Source organism: Micromonospora sp. BS32 (genome assembly GCF_059089345.1).
Window position 1 is genome coordinate 47,413 of the sequence record NZ_JBSSHR010000026.1, and the last position, 14,762, is coordinate 62,174.

General features: G+C 68.4%; 7 protein-coding genes and 1 pseudogene. 6 read left to right on the forward strand and 2 right to left on the reverse strand.

Annotated features, from left to right (window positions below; translation table 11 throughout):
* The first annotated feature begins 37 nt into the window (after positions 1–37).
* Both AC5RWQ_RS27340 and AC5RWQ_RS27345 read left to right on the forward strand, forming a co-directional pair.
* On the forward strand, positions 38–2,974 hold the full coding sequence (locus AC5RWQ_RS27340; RefSeq protein WP_494285508.1) for a DEAD/DEAH box helicase: 2,937 nt from the start codon (positions 38–40) through the stop codon (positions 2,972–2,974).
* Positions 2,974–7,119, forward strand: a complete 4,146-nt coding sequence (locus AC5RWQ_RS27345) for an Eco57I restriction-modification methylase domain-containing protein (RefSeq protein ID WP_494285509.1) — start codon at positions 2,974–2,976, stop codon at positions 7,117–7,119. Before AC5RWQ_RS27340 ends, AC5RWQ_RS27345 begins: the two co-directional genes overlap by 1 nt.
* Before the next feature lie 823 nt (positions 7,120–7,942).
* Here AC5RWQ_RS27345 and AC5RWQ_RS27350 read toward each other — a convergent pair.
* A complete protein-coding gene (locus AC5RWQ_RS27350) occupies positions 7,943–8,143 on the reverse strand; it encodes a helix-turn-helix transcriptional regulator (protein ID WP_494285510.1) in 201 nt (66 codons plus the stop codon).
* A 354-nt stretch (positions 8,144–8,497) separates the two neighbouring features.
* Between AC5RWQ_RS27350 and AC5RWQ_RS27355 the strand changes: the two genes are divergently transcribed.
* From AC5RWQ_RS27355 to AC5RWQ_RS27365, 3 genes and pseudogenes are all read left to right on the forward strand, one after another.
* Positions 8,498–8,872, forward strand: a complete 375-nt coding sequence (locus AC5RWQ_RS27355; protein ID WP_494285511.1) for a helix-turn-helix domain-containing protein — start codon at positions 8,498–8,500, stop codon at positions 8,870–8,872.
* 12 nt (positions 8,873–8,884) lie between these two features.
* Positions 8,885–9,379: pseudogene (locus tag AC5RWQ_RS27360) on the forward strand (DUF5753 domain-containing protein); the annotation flags it as partial.
* Positions 9,372–9,560, forward strand: coding sequence for a DUF397 domain-containing protein (locus tag AC5RWQ_RS27365; protein ID WP_494285512.1), 189 nt, complete (start codon positions 9,372–9,374; stop codon positions 9,558–9,560). The pseudogene AC5RWQ_RS27360 and the gene AC5RWQ_RS27365, both read left to right, overlap by 8 nt.
* A 17-nt stretch (positions 9,561–9,577) precedes the next feature.
* Here AC5RWQ_RS27365 and AC5RWQ_RS27370 read toward each other — a convergent pair whose 3' ends face one another.
* On the reverse strand, positions 9,578–10,996 hold the full coding sequence (locus AC5RWQ_RS27370) for a hypothetical protein (RefSeq protein ID WP_494285513.1): 1,419 nt from the start codon (positions 10,994–10,996) through the stop codon (positions 9,578–9,580).
* A gap of 1,193 nt (positions 10,997–12,189) precedes the next feature.
* Here AC5RWQ_RS27370 and AC5RWQ_RS27375 point away from each other — a divergent pair.
* On the forward strand, positions 12,190–14,709 hold the full coding sequence (locus AC5RWQ_RS27375) for a GmrSD restriction endonuclease domain-containing protein (RefSeq protein ID WP_494285529.1): 2,520 nt from the start codon (positions 12,190–12,192) through the stop codon (positions 14,707–14,709).
* Positions 14,710–14,762: the final 53 nt, after the last annotated feature.

Here is a 14,762-nt window from a genome sequence, read left to right on the forward strand (position 1 = left end):
CCCACAACCACACATCACGACGCGCGAGGAACCCCTCATGACCACCTCCTTCAGCGCCGGCACGCTGGTCTCCGCCCGAGGCCGCGACTGGGTCGTCCTGCCGGAAAGCGCATCCGACATGCTCGTGCTGCGCCCCTTGGGCGGCGCGGACGACGACATCGCCGCCGTCTTCCCCGCCTTCGAGCGCGTCAAGAGCGCCCGGTTCGCGGACCCGTCGCCGACCGACCTCGGCGACGCCCAGGCGGCCGGCCTGCTCCGCTCCGCGCTGCGGATCGGCTTCCGCTCCGGCGCCGGGCCGTTCCGCTCGCTCGCCGGCATCGCCGTCGAACCGCGCGCCTACCAGCTCGTGCCGCTGATGATGGCGCTGCGCCAGCAGACCGTCCGGATGCTGATCTCCGACGACGTCGGCATCGGCAAGACCGTCGAGGCCGGCCTGATCGCCAGCGAACTGCTCGCCCAGGGCAGCGCCCGCGGGCTGGCTGTGCTCTGCGCGCCCGCGCTGGCCGAGCAGTGGCAGGCGGAGCTGCGTACCAAGTTCGGCATCGACGCCGAACTGGTCCTCGCCTCCACCGTCTCCCGGCTGGAACGGGGCCTGGACCTCGGTCAGTCGCTGTTCGACCGGCACCCGCACGTGATCGTCTCCACCGACTTCATCAAGTCGACCCGGCACCGCGACGACTTCGTGCGGCACTGCCCCGACCTCGTCATCGTCGACGAGGCGCACACCTGCGTCGCCGCCGACGACAGCACCACCACCCAGAACCAGCTCCGCTTCGAGCTGCTCCAGCGGGTCGCCGCCGACGCCCAGCGGCACCTGCTGCTGGTCACGGCGACCCCGCACAGCGGCAAGGAGGGAGCCTTCCGCAACCTGCTGGGCCTGCTCAAGCCGGAACTGGCCACCGTGGACCTCGGCTCGGACGCGGGCCGTCGGGCGCTGGCGCCGTACTTCGTGCACCGCAAGCGCGCGGACGTGCGGCAGTACCTGACCCGGGAGGACGGGCTGGCCGACGACAGCCTTGCCGAGGAGACCTCGTTCCCCTCCGACCGGCTGTTCAAGGACGAGACGTACAAGCTCTCCCCGGCGTACCGGGCGCTGCTCGACGACGCGATCGCGTACGCCAGCGAGCGGGTGAGCGCCGCGGACAGCAAGGGCCGGCGGGAGGCCCGGATCGCCTGGTGGTCGGCGATCGCGCTGCTGCGTTCGCTGGTGTCGTCGCCGCGCGCCGCCGCGCAGACCCTGCGCACCCGGTCGGCGACCGCGGCGGCGAACAGCCCGGAGGAGGCGGACCGGCTCGGCGCCCCGCTGACCAGTGACTCGTCCGACAACGACGCCCTGGAGGGGTTGGACGTGGCCCCCGGCGCGGAGGCCGCCGAGGTGGAGCACGCCGGGGGCCGGCTCGCCGAGCTGGCCGAGCAGGCCGCCAAGCTGGAGGGCCCGACCGAGGACCGCAAGCTTGCCGCCCTGATCACCCACCTGAAGGCGCTGCTGAAGGACGGCTACCACCCGATCGTCTTCTGCCGCTACATCCCCACCGCCGAGTACGTCGCCGAGCACCTCGACGGCAAGCTCGGCAAGAAAACCGTGGTGCACGCGGTCACCGGCACGCTCTCCCCGCAGCAGCGCATCGAACGCATCGAGAAGCTCGCCGAGGCAGCCGGCGACGACCCGGCCGCCCGCCGGGTGCTCGTCGCCACCGACTGCCTCTCCGAGGGCGTCAACCTGCAACACCACTTCGACGCCGTCGTCCACTACGACCTGGCCTGGAACCCCACCCGCCACGACCAGCGGGAGGGCCGGGTCGACCGGTACGGCCAGAAGCGCGGCGTCGTGCGGGTGATCACCCTCTACGGCAGCGACAACGGCATCGACGGCAAGGTCCTCGACGTCCTCATCCGCAAGCACCGGCAGATCCGCAAGGACCTCGGCATCTCCGTCTCGGTGCCCGACGAGGCCTCGTCCGGGGTGACCAACGCGATCGTCGAGTGGGTGCTGCTGCGGGGCCAGCAGGTCGAACGCGGCGAGCAGGGCAGCCTTTTCGACGCCGACGAGTACCGCGCCATCGACTCCAAGGCCAGCGCGCTGGCCGCCGACTGGCAGTCCGCCGCCGAACGGGAGAAGACCTCCCGCTCCCGGTTCGCCCAGCACAGCATCCGGCCGGAGGAGGTGGCCCGCGAGGTCGCCGCCGTCCGCGACACCCTCGGCCGCGCCGGGGAGATCCGAGCCTTCGTGCGCCGGTCGCTGCGCGCCCTCGACGGCGTCCTGCGCGACGCCCAGGGCGGCTCGGGCGACTTCACCGCGGAGGTGAGCGGCACCCCCGCCGGACTGCGCGACGCCCTCGCCCCGGTGCTCGGCGGCGACGTCGTCGAGCTGGGCCGCCCGGTCCCGTTCCGCAACACGGCGGCCGTCGCGCGCGGCGAGGCCGCCCTGGTCCGCACCGACCCGACGGTGGTGGCCCTCGCCGGGTACGTCCTCAACGCCGCCCTCGACGAGCAGGCCACCGGCCCCCGCCCGGCCCGCCGCTGCGGCGTCATCCGCACCCGGGCCGTCGCCGGCCGCACCACCCTGCTGGTGGTCCGCTACCGCTTCCACCTCACCCTGCCGTCGCGCACCGGCACCCGGCAGCTCGTCGCCGAGGACGCCCGGCTGCTCGCCTTCGCCGGCGCCCCCGCCAACGCGAAGTGGCTGTCCACCGACGACGCCCTGGCGCTGCTCGACGCCACCGCCGACGCGAACACCGACCCCGGGTTCGGCGAACGCACCATGCGGCGGGTCCTCGACGAGCTGCCCGCCGTCACCGACCACCTCACCGGGTACGGCGAGGAACTGGCCGCCGAACTGCTCACCTCGCACCGCCGGGTGCGTAGCGCCTCCGGCGAGATCGTCCGAGGGCTCACCGTCACCGTCCAGGACCGCGCCGACATCCTCGGCGCCTACGTCTATCTGCCCGCCCCCACCGCCGGAGCCGTCGCCTGATGTCCGCAACCGCCCGCAACCAGGTCTTCACCGCCGTCCACACCATCGGCGGCCTGCTCCCCGCCGACATGCTGGTCCGCATCGCCGACGGCCGGGACGTCAGCGGCTGCAAGCCCGCCGACTATGGCGTCATCGTCTCCCGATCGGTGCGCGACGACGCCGAACGCCACTGGGACTGGCTCAAGTCGGTGTGGAAGGAGCTGCGCGGCGCGCTGCCCCCCGCCCCCGAGGCGGACATCCCCGCCGACCCGACCGGCCGTGCCGTCACGCAGTGGCTGGAACCGCTGTTCAACGCCGTCGGCTTCGGCGTCCTCACCGGCATCGGGGCCACCGGCATCACCGCCGACGACGGCGGCAAGACGTTCCCGATCAGCCACCGCTGGCAGCACGTCCCGGTGCACCTGGCCCCGTGGAACGCCACCCTGGACAAGCGCCCGGCCACCGGCGGCGTCCCGCCGCAGTCGCTGGTGCAGGAATGCCTGAACCGCTCCGACGCCCACCTGTGGGGAGTGCTCACCAACGGCCGGCAACTGCGGCTGCTGCGCGACTCCAACGCCCTCGCCACCGCCGCCTACGTCGAGTTCGACCTGGAGGCGATCTTCGACGGCGAGCTGTTCAGCGAGTTCGTCCTGCTCTACCGGCTGCTGCACGTCTCCCGCTTCGCGGTGGGGGAGGGGGCCGCGCCGTCGACCTGCTGGCTGGAGAAGTGGCGCACCGAGGCGATCTCCTCGGGCGTACGCGCGCTGGACCATCACCGCCAGGCGGTCAAGAACGCAATCGAGGTGCTGGGCACCGGGTTCCTCAGGCACCCCGCCAACGGTGAGCTGCGGCGCAATCTCGACGTCACTGCCTACCACGCCGCGCTGCTGCGCCTGGTCTACCGGCTGATCTTCCTGTTCGTCGCCGAGGACCGCGACGCCCTCCATCCGGGGGGTACGACCCAGGAAACCCGCGATCGGTACGCGAAGTATTTCTCCTCTGGGCGGCTACGCCGGCAGGCGCTGCGCCGTCGAGGTACCAGCCACGCCGACCTCTACCAGGCGCTACGGATCGTCCTCGACGCGCTTGGCGACGTCAACGGCCGCCCTGAGCTGGGATTGCCGGGCCTTGGCGGTCTCTACGACGACATCGACGCCGATGCCCCGCTGCACGGGTTGTCGCTCGCCAACAAGGACGTGCTCGAGGCGGTGCGCCTTCTCAGCCGGGTCCGCGACGGAGCGTCTGGTCGCTGGCGTCCGGTCGACTACCGGAACATGGGCGCCGAGGAGCTTGGCTCCATCTACGAATCGCTGCTGGAGTCGGTGCCGAAGCACAGCGCCACCGACAGCACCTTCCAACTGGTCGACCGGGCCGGCAACGACCGTAAGAAGACCGGCTCGTACTACACGCCGAGCTCGTTGATCGAAACCCTGCTCGACTCCACGTTAGACCGGGTCATCGACGACGCGCAAAAGCGCGGCGAGGTGAAGGCGTCGGCGGCTGGCAAGCCTGATGCAACCGAGAGCATCGTTGACGAGCTCCTGTCGCTGACGGTCTGTGATCCGGCCTGCGGCTCCGGCCACTTCCTGGTCGCCGCCGCCCGCCGGATCGCCAAGCGGGTCGCCTCCGTCAGGGAGCGCAATCCGGAGCCGACGATCGTGGCTGTACGTCACGCCCTGCACGAGGTGATCGGCCGGTGCATCTACGGTGTCGATCTCAACCCGATGGCGGTGGAGCTCGCCAAGGTGTCGCTCTGGCTGGAAGCATTGGAACCGGGCCGCCCGCTTGACTTCCTCGACGCGCACGTCAAACGTGGCAATGGACTGATCGGAGCGACGCCGACCCTGATCCGGGACGGGGTTCCGAGCAAGGCGTTCAAGCCGGTCGAGGGCGACGACCCCGCTTGGGCGCGGGCACTGGAGAGGCGCAACGAAACCGAACGGGGAGAGCACCCCGTCCTCTTCGGCTTGGACGAGGGCATGACGCTGACCAACGTCGCCTTCGCGACCAGCCTGCGCCGGTCCACCCGGACTGCCGCCGGCAACCTGCGCGACGTCCGTAAGCAGGCCGCTGCCTACCGCGACTGGGCGGCCTCTCCGGCATACGGGCATGCCAAGGACGTCGCCGACGCTTGGTGTGCCGCGTTCGTGTGGCACAAGGCCAAGGACGCGCCCGCGGCTATCACGCACGAGGTGTTCCGCATGCTACGAGATCCGGCTGGCGCGGGCGCTCTCCAGGAGACCCGCGATGAGATCACCCGGCTACGCGAGCAGTACACCTTCTTCCATTGGCACTTGGAGTTTCCTGACATCTTTGTAGTGCCGGAGGGGTCCGCGTCTTTCACCGACGTGGACCCGGGCACCGGCTGGGCGGGTGGCTTCTCCTGCGTCCTTGGCAACCCGCCCTGGGACAAGGTCGACTTCGAGGACAAAAAATACTTCAGCGTGGTCGACCCGGCCATCGCCGCCATCGCCGGTACCGCTCGCCGCACCCGTATCACTGCTTGGGCCGAGGAGTTCCCGGAGGAGGGCGAACGCTACCGGGCCGAGCGTCGGCGGGTAAAGGCCACATTCCACTTCGCGGGTGATTCCGGTGCATTTCCCCTCTGCGCGAAGGGCCTCACGGTCAAGGGGGTCACCATGCTGCAGACCGACCAGCTCTTTGCGGAACGCTTCGCGTCGATCGTCGCTCCTATGGGTCGATTTGGGTGCCTTATTCCCACCGCCGTAGCGACGAGCGCCGGTGCGCAACACCTGTTCGGCGGCCTCAGCGAGAGTGGCCGGGTGGCATCGCTCTATGACTTTGAGAACCGCAAGCCGCTGTTCGTCGGGGTGCACTCCAGCTACAAGTTCTGTCTGCTGTCGGCAACAGGGCGGGACTCAATCGAGCCGGCTGCCCGGTACGCGTTCTTCCTAGAGGACCCAACAGACCTTGACGATAGCGATCGGGTCTTCGCCTTAGCCCCCGACGAGATCAGCTTGATCAACCCGAACACCGGTACTCTGCCGGTCTTTCGAGGACGGCGAGACGCAGACCTTACGGCCGCCATCTACCGTCGGGTTCCTGCCCTGTGGAACGAGCGTGATGGCCGCGGTAACCCGTGGCGGGTGACCTTCAAGGCCACGATGTTCCACATGACCGATGACTCTGATCTCTTCCGTACTCGTGAGCAGTTGGAGGGTGAGGGCTGGGAGTTGCACGGGAATGTATTTGTCCGTGGCGAGGAGCAGATGCTGCCCCTGTACGAGGGCAAGATGGTCCACCACTTCGACCACCGCTGGAACACTTACCATGGCGAAGGCAGCGAGGACCGGACACGCCTCAGCGTCTCGGCGAAGGCTGCTCCATCAGTTGCTGCAATGCCACGATACTGGGTGAGGCGAACGGGGACCATCGCCACGGTCAGGCGAAATCAAGAGCTGCGGGTTCCCGGGGTCGACCAACGGTTGCGGGACCTGGGCTGGGATGCAAGTTGGCTATGTGGTTGGCGTGACGTGTGCCGCACAACTGACGAACGCACTGCCATACCGGCTTTCATTCCGCGGGTCGCGGTCGGGCACACGTATCCGCTGATGCTTCCGGGAGTTGAGCCCGCACTGGCGGTTGCGCTGGTTGCGGCTCAAAGTTCGCTGGTTTTCGACTTCGTCAGCCGGCAGAAGGTTAGTGGCGCTCACATGGCGTTGATGACCTGGAAGCAGCTTCCGGTGCCTGCTCCAACAACTATGCAAATACATGCATCATTTATCGCGCCGCGAGTCATGGAACTTGTTTACACTGCCGAGGAAATGGCTCCGCTTGCACGGGATCTTGGGGACCGAGGCGAGCCGTTCCGCTGGGACGAGTCGCGCCGCGCCCGCATCCGCGCCGAGCTTGATGCCTACTTCTTTCATCTGTACGGCATTGAGCGTAGCGATGTCGACTACATCATGGGGACCTTCCAAACGGAGAATGGTGGACTGAAGCACAACGACATCGCAAAGTACGGTTCCTACCGCACCAAGGAGCTAGTGCTCGCTGAGTACGATCGGATGGCGAGTGCGGGCCTCGGCCAAACCAGTCCTCTTATCGACGGCCAGAATTACCAGTCAGCTCTGACTCCGCCGCCTGGTGTGGGTGCCCGTTATGCGGCAACCCCTGGTGCGCTCCAAAAAATTGGAACCAACTGATCCCACCCCAATCGATCGAGTTTTTTGCAAGACGGCCAGGGAGATGCTGAGTGGGCTACGAGGACCCGCTGCCTGAGTACGCTTTCTATGAAGAGAAGCAGCCGCCGGGCATCTCTTGGCGTAAGGCAAAGCGAGCGGTCGCTAGCGCCAGGGATATAGATCCGTTCGTCACGATAGAAGGATGGCGAACGCCTCGCTGGGATAAGGAGGGTTGGCGACAAAAGCCTGATGTCGAGCTTCGACCTTTGATGGGCGAGGCTCACAACGAACAACGAATTAAAAGGCTCCTATCCACTCGTCCCCACGGTGTTAGTGATGAAGGTCTACCCTGGTACGTAGGTGTTCTCTATTCGGCTCCGAAAGACCCGATCTTCGGCTTTGATGATCTTGTTGGGGTGGTTACGTGGGTTGGACACGTGGCGTGTCTGCTGCCCGGAGGTGGGAGACTTTTTCGGCCTATGGTTGAGTTGCTCGCCGAACAGTCGCGTCACTTTGTGGTGCCGCTCGTTCCATTGGACGGCGGACTGCGTGTGCTTTCACCCTCGTCCGGTTGGGACTGGAGGAGGCACTATCCCCGACGGTCCGGCGACAAGCCGGCCGGGGCCTCTTGAGTGGAACTCCCAAAGCGGGGGGAAATTACCCAGCTCTGGATGTCCCGTTTAAGGTCCGCCCGACCGTCAGATGGCGTACTTCTCGGCCAAGAGGCGAGCGATGGGGGGCCTACGCCCGGGGGCAGATGTCGGCCCGGATCTTCCCGCGCAGGTCGTCGCTGATCGGCACCAGGGCGGCTGGCGTACAGCACCCGATCAAGAAAGACTCCTGGCTACTCTTCCGCGTCCTGAAGGTCTGGCCGGTGGTCCTTGATCCACCGCTCCACGTCCTCGGTCCGCCAGATCCGCCCGACTGACAGGACCGCTGCCGGGTCAGGGAAGGACTTCGAGTTGGTGATCTGGTAGGCGCGCGTACGGGAGACGCCAAGCATCTCCTGTACCTCTTGGCTCGCCACCAGCCGAAGCTTCCCCACCCGATCACGGTAGGAGCAGCCGAACTGAACATCTGCTCTCTGCGCAAGTGCTCTCTTCACCTGTTCGCTTGTCATGTAGGCTGTTCACCTGTTCACCCCTTAAGTCGACGCGATACGCAGCGGGAGCGGGAGGCGGCATGGGTAGGCGGCGAAGGTGGTTCCTGCGGCCGAGGTCGGTCGCGGTTGACCTGGTCGGGCAGGTGACGCCGGACGGGGGCGTGCCGGGGCGCTGGCGGCGGGAGCCGGCCGAGGTCGGCGTACCCGATCAGGTGGTGACCTCGCGGTGCGACGGCGCGCTCGTCTACGGGCGACCGTCGGCGACCGGTGGTGGTCCAGCCGAGGGGAGGGGAGCGGATGGCTGACGGGGTGGGGTCGACGGTGCCGCGTCGGCAGCTCGGGCGGGCGTTGCGGGAGCTGCGGACCGAGGCGCGGATGACCCTCGACGGCGCGGCGGCGGCGTTGCAGTGCAGCCGGCAGAAGGTGTGGCGGATCGAGAGCGGCATCGGCGTGGTGCGCGGGCTCGACGTGCGGGCGATGTGCGAGCTGTACGCCGCGACGCCCGAGCTGACCGGCGCGCTGAACGGCCTGGCCGGCGAGACGCGGGCGAAGGGCTGGTGGCATTCCTACGGCGACACCGTCCCCGACTGGTTCGAGCTGTACGTCGGCCTGGAGGCCGCCGCCGGCCGGCTCCGCGAGCACGACGACACGCTGGTCCCCGGCCTGCTGTAAACTCGGGGGTACGCGTCCGCAGTGTGCCAGCCCCGCGCGGGCCGCAACGCCGACGAGCGGGAATGCCTGGTCGAGGTACGGCTGCAACGGCAGGCCCTGCTGCTGCGGCGACTGCCCCCGCCGCCCCGGCTCGACGTGATGCTCTCCGAGGCGGTGCTGCTGCGCGCCGTCGGCGGCCCGGCGACGATGGCCGACCAGCTTCGGCACCTGCTGGAGGTGGGCCGGCTGCCGCACGTCACGATCCGGGTGATGCCGCTCGCCGCCGGCCTGCACATCGGTGCCGTCGCCGGGGCGTTCGTGCTGCTCGACTTTCCGCTCGGCAGCCGCGTCGAGCCCGAACCGCCGGTCGTCTACAGCGAGTCGTTGACCGGCGCGCTCTACCTCGACCGTCCGGCGGAGCTGGCCGCGTACGAGGAAACCTGGGCCAGCCTCGACTCGTTGGCCTTGGACGAGGACCAGTCCCGACGACTCATCAACAAGATCCTTGTGGAGGTTCACCATGGCTGAGCTGACCGGTGCCCGGTGGCGCACCAGCACCCGCAGCGGCGACAACGGCGGCAACTGCGTCGAGGTCGCCGACAACCTGCCCGGCGTCGTCGCCGTACGCGACAGCAAGGACCGCGGCGGGCCGATGCTCACCTTCCCGCCCGGTTCCTGGGCGGCCTTCGTCCGGACTGTCGCCCACTGAGGGGCGGGACCGGCGCCTCAGCGGCGCTGGTGGGTGACGCGGATGGTGAGGACCGTGCCGTCCCGGCCGAGCGACACCACCCCGTCGCGCGGCCGGGACCGCGACCACCGGCGGCGGACCAGCGGTGCCGCCCGGAGGTACGCGGCGACCTGGCCGTCCGCGAGGTGGCGGTACAGGCTGCTCTCCACGCCGCGGAACACCTCCAGGGTCTTGCCGTTCGGCAGCGGCGCGCGGTAGAGGGTGCCCTCCGCACGCAGGTCGTCCGCCACGGGCTGCGACGTGGCGGTGCTCGCCGCCCACGACGGGTCCAGCTCGAACAGCCTCAGTTGGCCGGTGTGGGCTTCCTCGTCTCCGCGTTGCCGTGGCGTCGCGTAATGACGGGCCGTGGCGCTGTCGCCGGCGAACAGCAGCGCGGTGGCCGCCACCGCACGGGTCAGGATCTGCGTGAACCAGCCACGTCGTTCCTCAGGCACGTCGAACACCTCGGGTGCTCCCGGCGGCAGGTCGTCAGCCGGGGTCGGGCCGGTGGTGCCAGGCGGTCCGGCGTCCTCGACCGCCACCGGCCAGGTCCGTGCCTCGTCAGCCGTAACGGGCCGGGTCCGCCAGTGGTGGTCCTCCGGGCGGCCGTGCAGCAACTCGTCGAAGCCGTCGGGGTCGCCGTCCCACAGCTCGTCATCGCCTGGCGGATCGAGCACGTACGAGGTGATCTGACGCCCGGCCAGGCAGGAGGCCACCATCAGTGCCGGTGGGCGGCGGCCACCGACGTTCAGCGTCCTGACCTGCACGGCGGCCCGGGCCAGTTGACCGTAGGCGAAGCTTGGCGGCTGATGGGTGCCCTTGCACTCCAGCACCACGATCTTCATCCGGCTGCGGCGACCCGAGCTGTGGTGCCCCACCAGGAAGTAGTCCGGACGCTTCTGGCTCTTCGAGGTGCGTTCCACCGCACCCGCCCCGTCGATGAACCCCGCCTTCAGGGCCACCTCCGCGTCGACGGCGAAGAAGGTCCATCGGGGGTGTTGTCGCTGCAGCACCCTCTTCGCCACCACCAGGGCCAGGCCGATGCCCAACTGCTCGGACTGGGTCACCTTGTGGTGGTAGACGAGGCTCTGGGCTGACGGAGTGAGCCCGAGCGTGCCGCGTTGCCGGGTAAGCGTCGCGCAGTAGCGGACGTGCGCCCAGTGCCGGGCCACCTGGGCCAGCGGCGACGCGGTCAACAGCGTGGTCGCCACCCCGAGCTCGTGCAGCACGTGCGCCGGGCTGGTCCCCACCGTCTGGCCGATCGTCACGGGGACGGGAGCCTTGCCGTACCGGTACGCGTCGTTTTTTGCGGCGGCGTCCTTGGCGTACTTCTCGACGGCGTCGACGAGGTGCTGAGAGGATTCGACGACCAGTCTGGATGGTTGGCTGAGGGAACGTACGAGCGACTCGATGTCCACGCCCACCCCCGGTGCTGACGTACCGCATGGGTCAGAACACCCAGGGTGATCGAGGAATGTCAGAGTGTCAATCCGGTGACGGACGTGCCCGTGTCCTCCGTTGACGGCGGCGGCGTCAGGAGCAACGGCACAAACCCAACGACCCTACGACCACTCCGCAGGCCGGGCAGGCGTCCGGGTGAGTCCGTGGGGTGTGCAGCGGCCGGGCGGGGGCCAAGGGAGTGAGGCTTGCGGAGCGAGGCGGTGCCGCAAGCGCGGCGCGAACCTCGTTCTCGGTCACGGCAGGCCAGCCCGACTTCCGGAGCTTCTGCATCACTCTCCGGACGTCCAGGTCCGGGTGCTTGCTCTGAACTGCCTTCGCGGCGTCCGCGAAGCGCTGAGACCTCACCGGGTTCTTCTTGGCCGGGGCCGGGCGCCTCTGTGGCGGTCGACGCTTCCCCCCTTGCAGCACCCGCCCGACCTGCTCCGCAGTCACATCCGGCCAACCCGAGCGCCGCAGCTGGCGGGCCAAGGTGCTGTCCTTCGCGCCCGGCATCGTGCTCAGCAACTTGCGGGCGGCTGTGGCAAGATCACCTGTCATCTTGCGAAGTTGGGCCTTGCAGGGCATGCACTGACAGGACGTTCCCGGACGGTGCGGGGCTCCACCGGTCGCGGACCGCTGCGCTCCGCCTCGGCCACCACCTGATGAGTGCGGAGGCGACGCGATCCCCAGGTCGTCGAGCCAGGAGTCGGGTGTGCGATTCGGGACCTCGTCGTTCTCCCAATCGCGGCCGTGATCCGCACTGCCGCGCATTTCCGCGTCGGCGTACCAGTCGCCGATCGAACCCCTGCTGGTGATGTCGCCCTCCGATGCATCGCCCGCCGAATTGAAGCGCTGACGCCTGCGTCGCGCGACCGGCAGAACTGCGGGCCGCTACCGCGTTCGTGTCGCTTGATTCTCGCGTTATGGCGGCCCATGTCCGAGAGGACAGCCGTCCACATGGGAGCGCTGATCGGTGGGTTGGTCCAGCCTGTTCGGAGGAGGGCTTCATGTGATGCCCGCGCCGAGGTGGTATCCGGCCGCCATGTGTCGCAATGCCGACAGAACGATCATGGAGAATCGGTTCGATCTCCGTCTATCGTGGGCTGTTCCGCCTGCGGTGGATCGCCTGCGCTGCCAGGTCGGAAACCGTGGAGAGACGAGGAGTCGGTACATGGTCGCGGCACACGAGACGACGCTGCGGGAGCTACTCGAGGGCGCGAAGCAGTATCGGGTGCCGCTGTACCAGCGGACGTACTCGTGGACGGACTCCCAGCTCCGGCGCCTGTGGGAGGACATCCGCAAGCTGGCCGAGGAGCGGATCGAGAACCCGAGCCTCACCCACTTCATCGGCTCGCTGGTGCTTGCCCCCAGCCCCACGCTCGGGCCCTCGGTCTCCGAGTTCCTGGTGGTGGACGGCCAGCAGCGGCTCACCACGCTGTCCATCCTGCTCTGTGCCATTCGCGATCACCGCGCCGAGCATGAGGACCCGGGCCACCGGGACCGGATCGACCAGGAATATCTGATCAACAAGTACAAGCCCGCTCATCGGTTGAAGGTCGTCCCCACCCAGGCCGATCGCGCCGCCTACGAGGCATGCCTGGAGGCCACTCCACAGGCCGGCGGCAGCGACCAGGTGGGCGCGGCGTACCGGTTCTTCGCGGCCCAGCTCGTCGCCGTCGACGACCCTGACGACCCGATGGACATCGAGCGCATCGAGGACGCGGTCATCTCGGGGATGGCATTGGTCTCGGTCGTGGCGGGGGCCAGCGACAACGTCTACCGGATCTTCGAGTCGCTGAACAACACCGGCTTGAAGCTCACCCAGGCCGACCTGCTGCGCAACTACCTGTTCATGCGGCTGCCCAACCGTGGCGATGCGGTCTACGACTCGCTCTGGTTCCCGCTGCAGAAGCAGTTGGACGCCGGAGAACTGGAGCAGTTGTTCTGGCTCGACATGGTGCACCGAAACCCCGAGGTGAAGCAGACCGACACCTACGTCGGCCAGCAGGCGCGGCTCAACGGCCTGCACACCGAGGCGGAGATCGAGGCGGAGGTGCGCCGATTCTGCCGACTCGGTGCCCTGCTGCGGATCATCCTGCACCCCGAGGAGGAGCAGGACCCGGAGGTACAGCGGCGGTTGGCCCGACTCAACGCCTGGGACACGACCACCGTGCTGCCGCTGCTGCTGCACCTGCTGGACCGCCGCAAGCAGGGGACGGCAACCTCCGACCAGATCGCCTCGGCGATGTTGTACGTGGAGAGCTACTTCATTCGGCGCCTGCTGATCGGTCGGGCCACCGCGAGCATCAACCGGGTCCTGCTGCGCATCGTGACCGACATGCGCAAGGACCTGCCGGTCGACGAGGCGGTGCGGGCATACCTGTCTGTCGGCCGGAAATACTACGCCACCGACGCCAGCCTCCGGGAGGCGGTGCGGTCCATCCCGTTCTACCTCAACGGGCGCGCGACCCAGCGCAAGCTGGTGCTGCAGTGGTTGGAGGAGTCGTACGGCAGCAAAGAACCGGTCTCGCCGGGGTCGCTGACCATTGAACACGTCATGCCGCAGAGCCCGACCGCGGAATGGCGGCAGATGCTGGGCGAAGACCTGCAAGGGGAGGAGAGCTTCGCCGAGGCGCACGAGGCCCTGGTCCACACGTTGGGCAACCTGACCCTGACCGGCTACAACGCGGAACTGAGCAACAGCTCCTTCCTAATCAAGCGGGCACAACTGGGCAAGAGCGGGATCGCGCTCAACCGGGAGATCGCCGACCAGAAGCGCTGGGGACGTCCCGAGATCCACGCCCGTGCGGATGCGCTCGCAGAACGGATCATCGCCACCTGGCCCGGGCCCAACAAGGAAGCGGGCAACAAATCCGAGGTGCCCTGGGACGTCATGAACACAGCGCTCGCCGCGCTGCCCGCCGGCTCCTGGACAGCGTACGGTGATCTGGCCGCGCTGATTGGCACTCACCCTGTCTCCGTCGGTGCCCGGCTGGCCAACCATCCCGCGCCGAACGCGCACCGGGTGCTCCAGACGGAGGGCGTACTCGCGCCGAACTTCCGCTGGCTCGACCCGTCCCGCACGGACGACCCGCACGACCTGTTGCGTGAAGAGGGTGTCGAGTTCGACAAGTACGGTCGGGCCAGCCAGGCGCAGCGCATCGGGGTCGAGGAGCTGGCCCAACTTGCCGGCATGCCGCAGCAGGACGGGCCCGGCCAGCTTCTCCGGCCACGGTCCAGTCGCAACAACTTGCTGGACGACCGGTTCCTCGAGCAGTTGACGGACCTTCAGGACGCGCAGGTCGCGCACGGCGCGGTTGCGGTACTCGAAGCCTGGGCCGGTATGGGCGGCATGCTGCTCTACGGCTCCGGCGGCGAGACCTCGTGCTTCCTCATGGCGCGCGGCAAGGACCACGAACTGGGCAACATCTGGCCCGCGACGATCTACCCGAGCGGGAAGTTCGAGATCGTGTTCCAACACCTGAGCACCCGGACGCCGTTCGACGACATCGCGCTCCGAGAGCAGTTCCGCCAGCGGTTGAACGAGCTGCCTGGTGTGAAGATCGCGGCAGCCAAGCTCGCGCTCCGCCCCGGCTTCCTCCTGGACGTCCTCGTCAACGTCGAGGCTCGCGAGGCGCTGATCGAGCATCTCCGCTGGTTCTACGGGCAGGCCGTGCAACCCGCGGGCTGAGTCTCGCCCTATCCTTCGGCCTCGCCCTTTTCACCGCGCGCCACCCGTTGGAG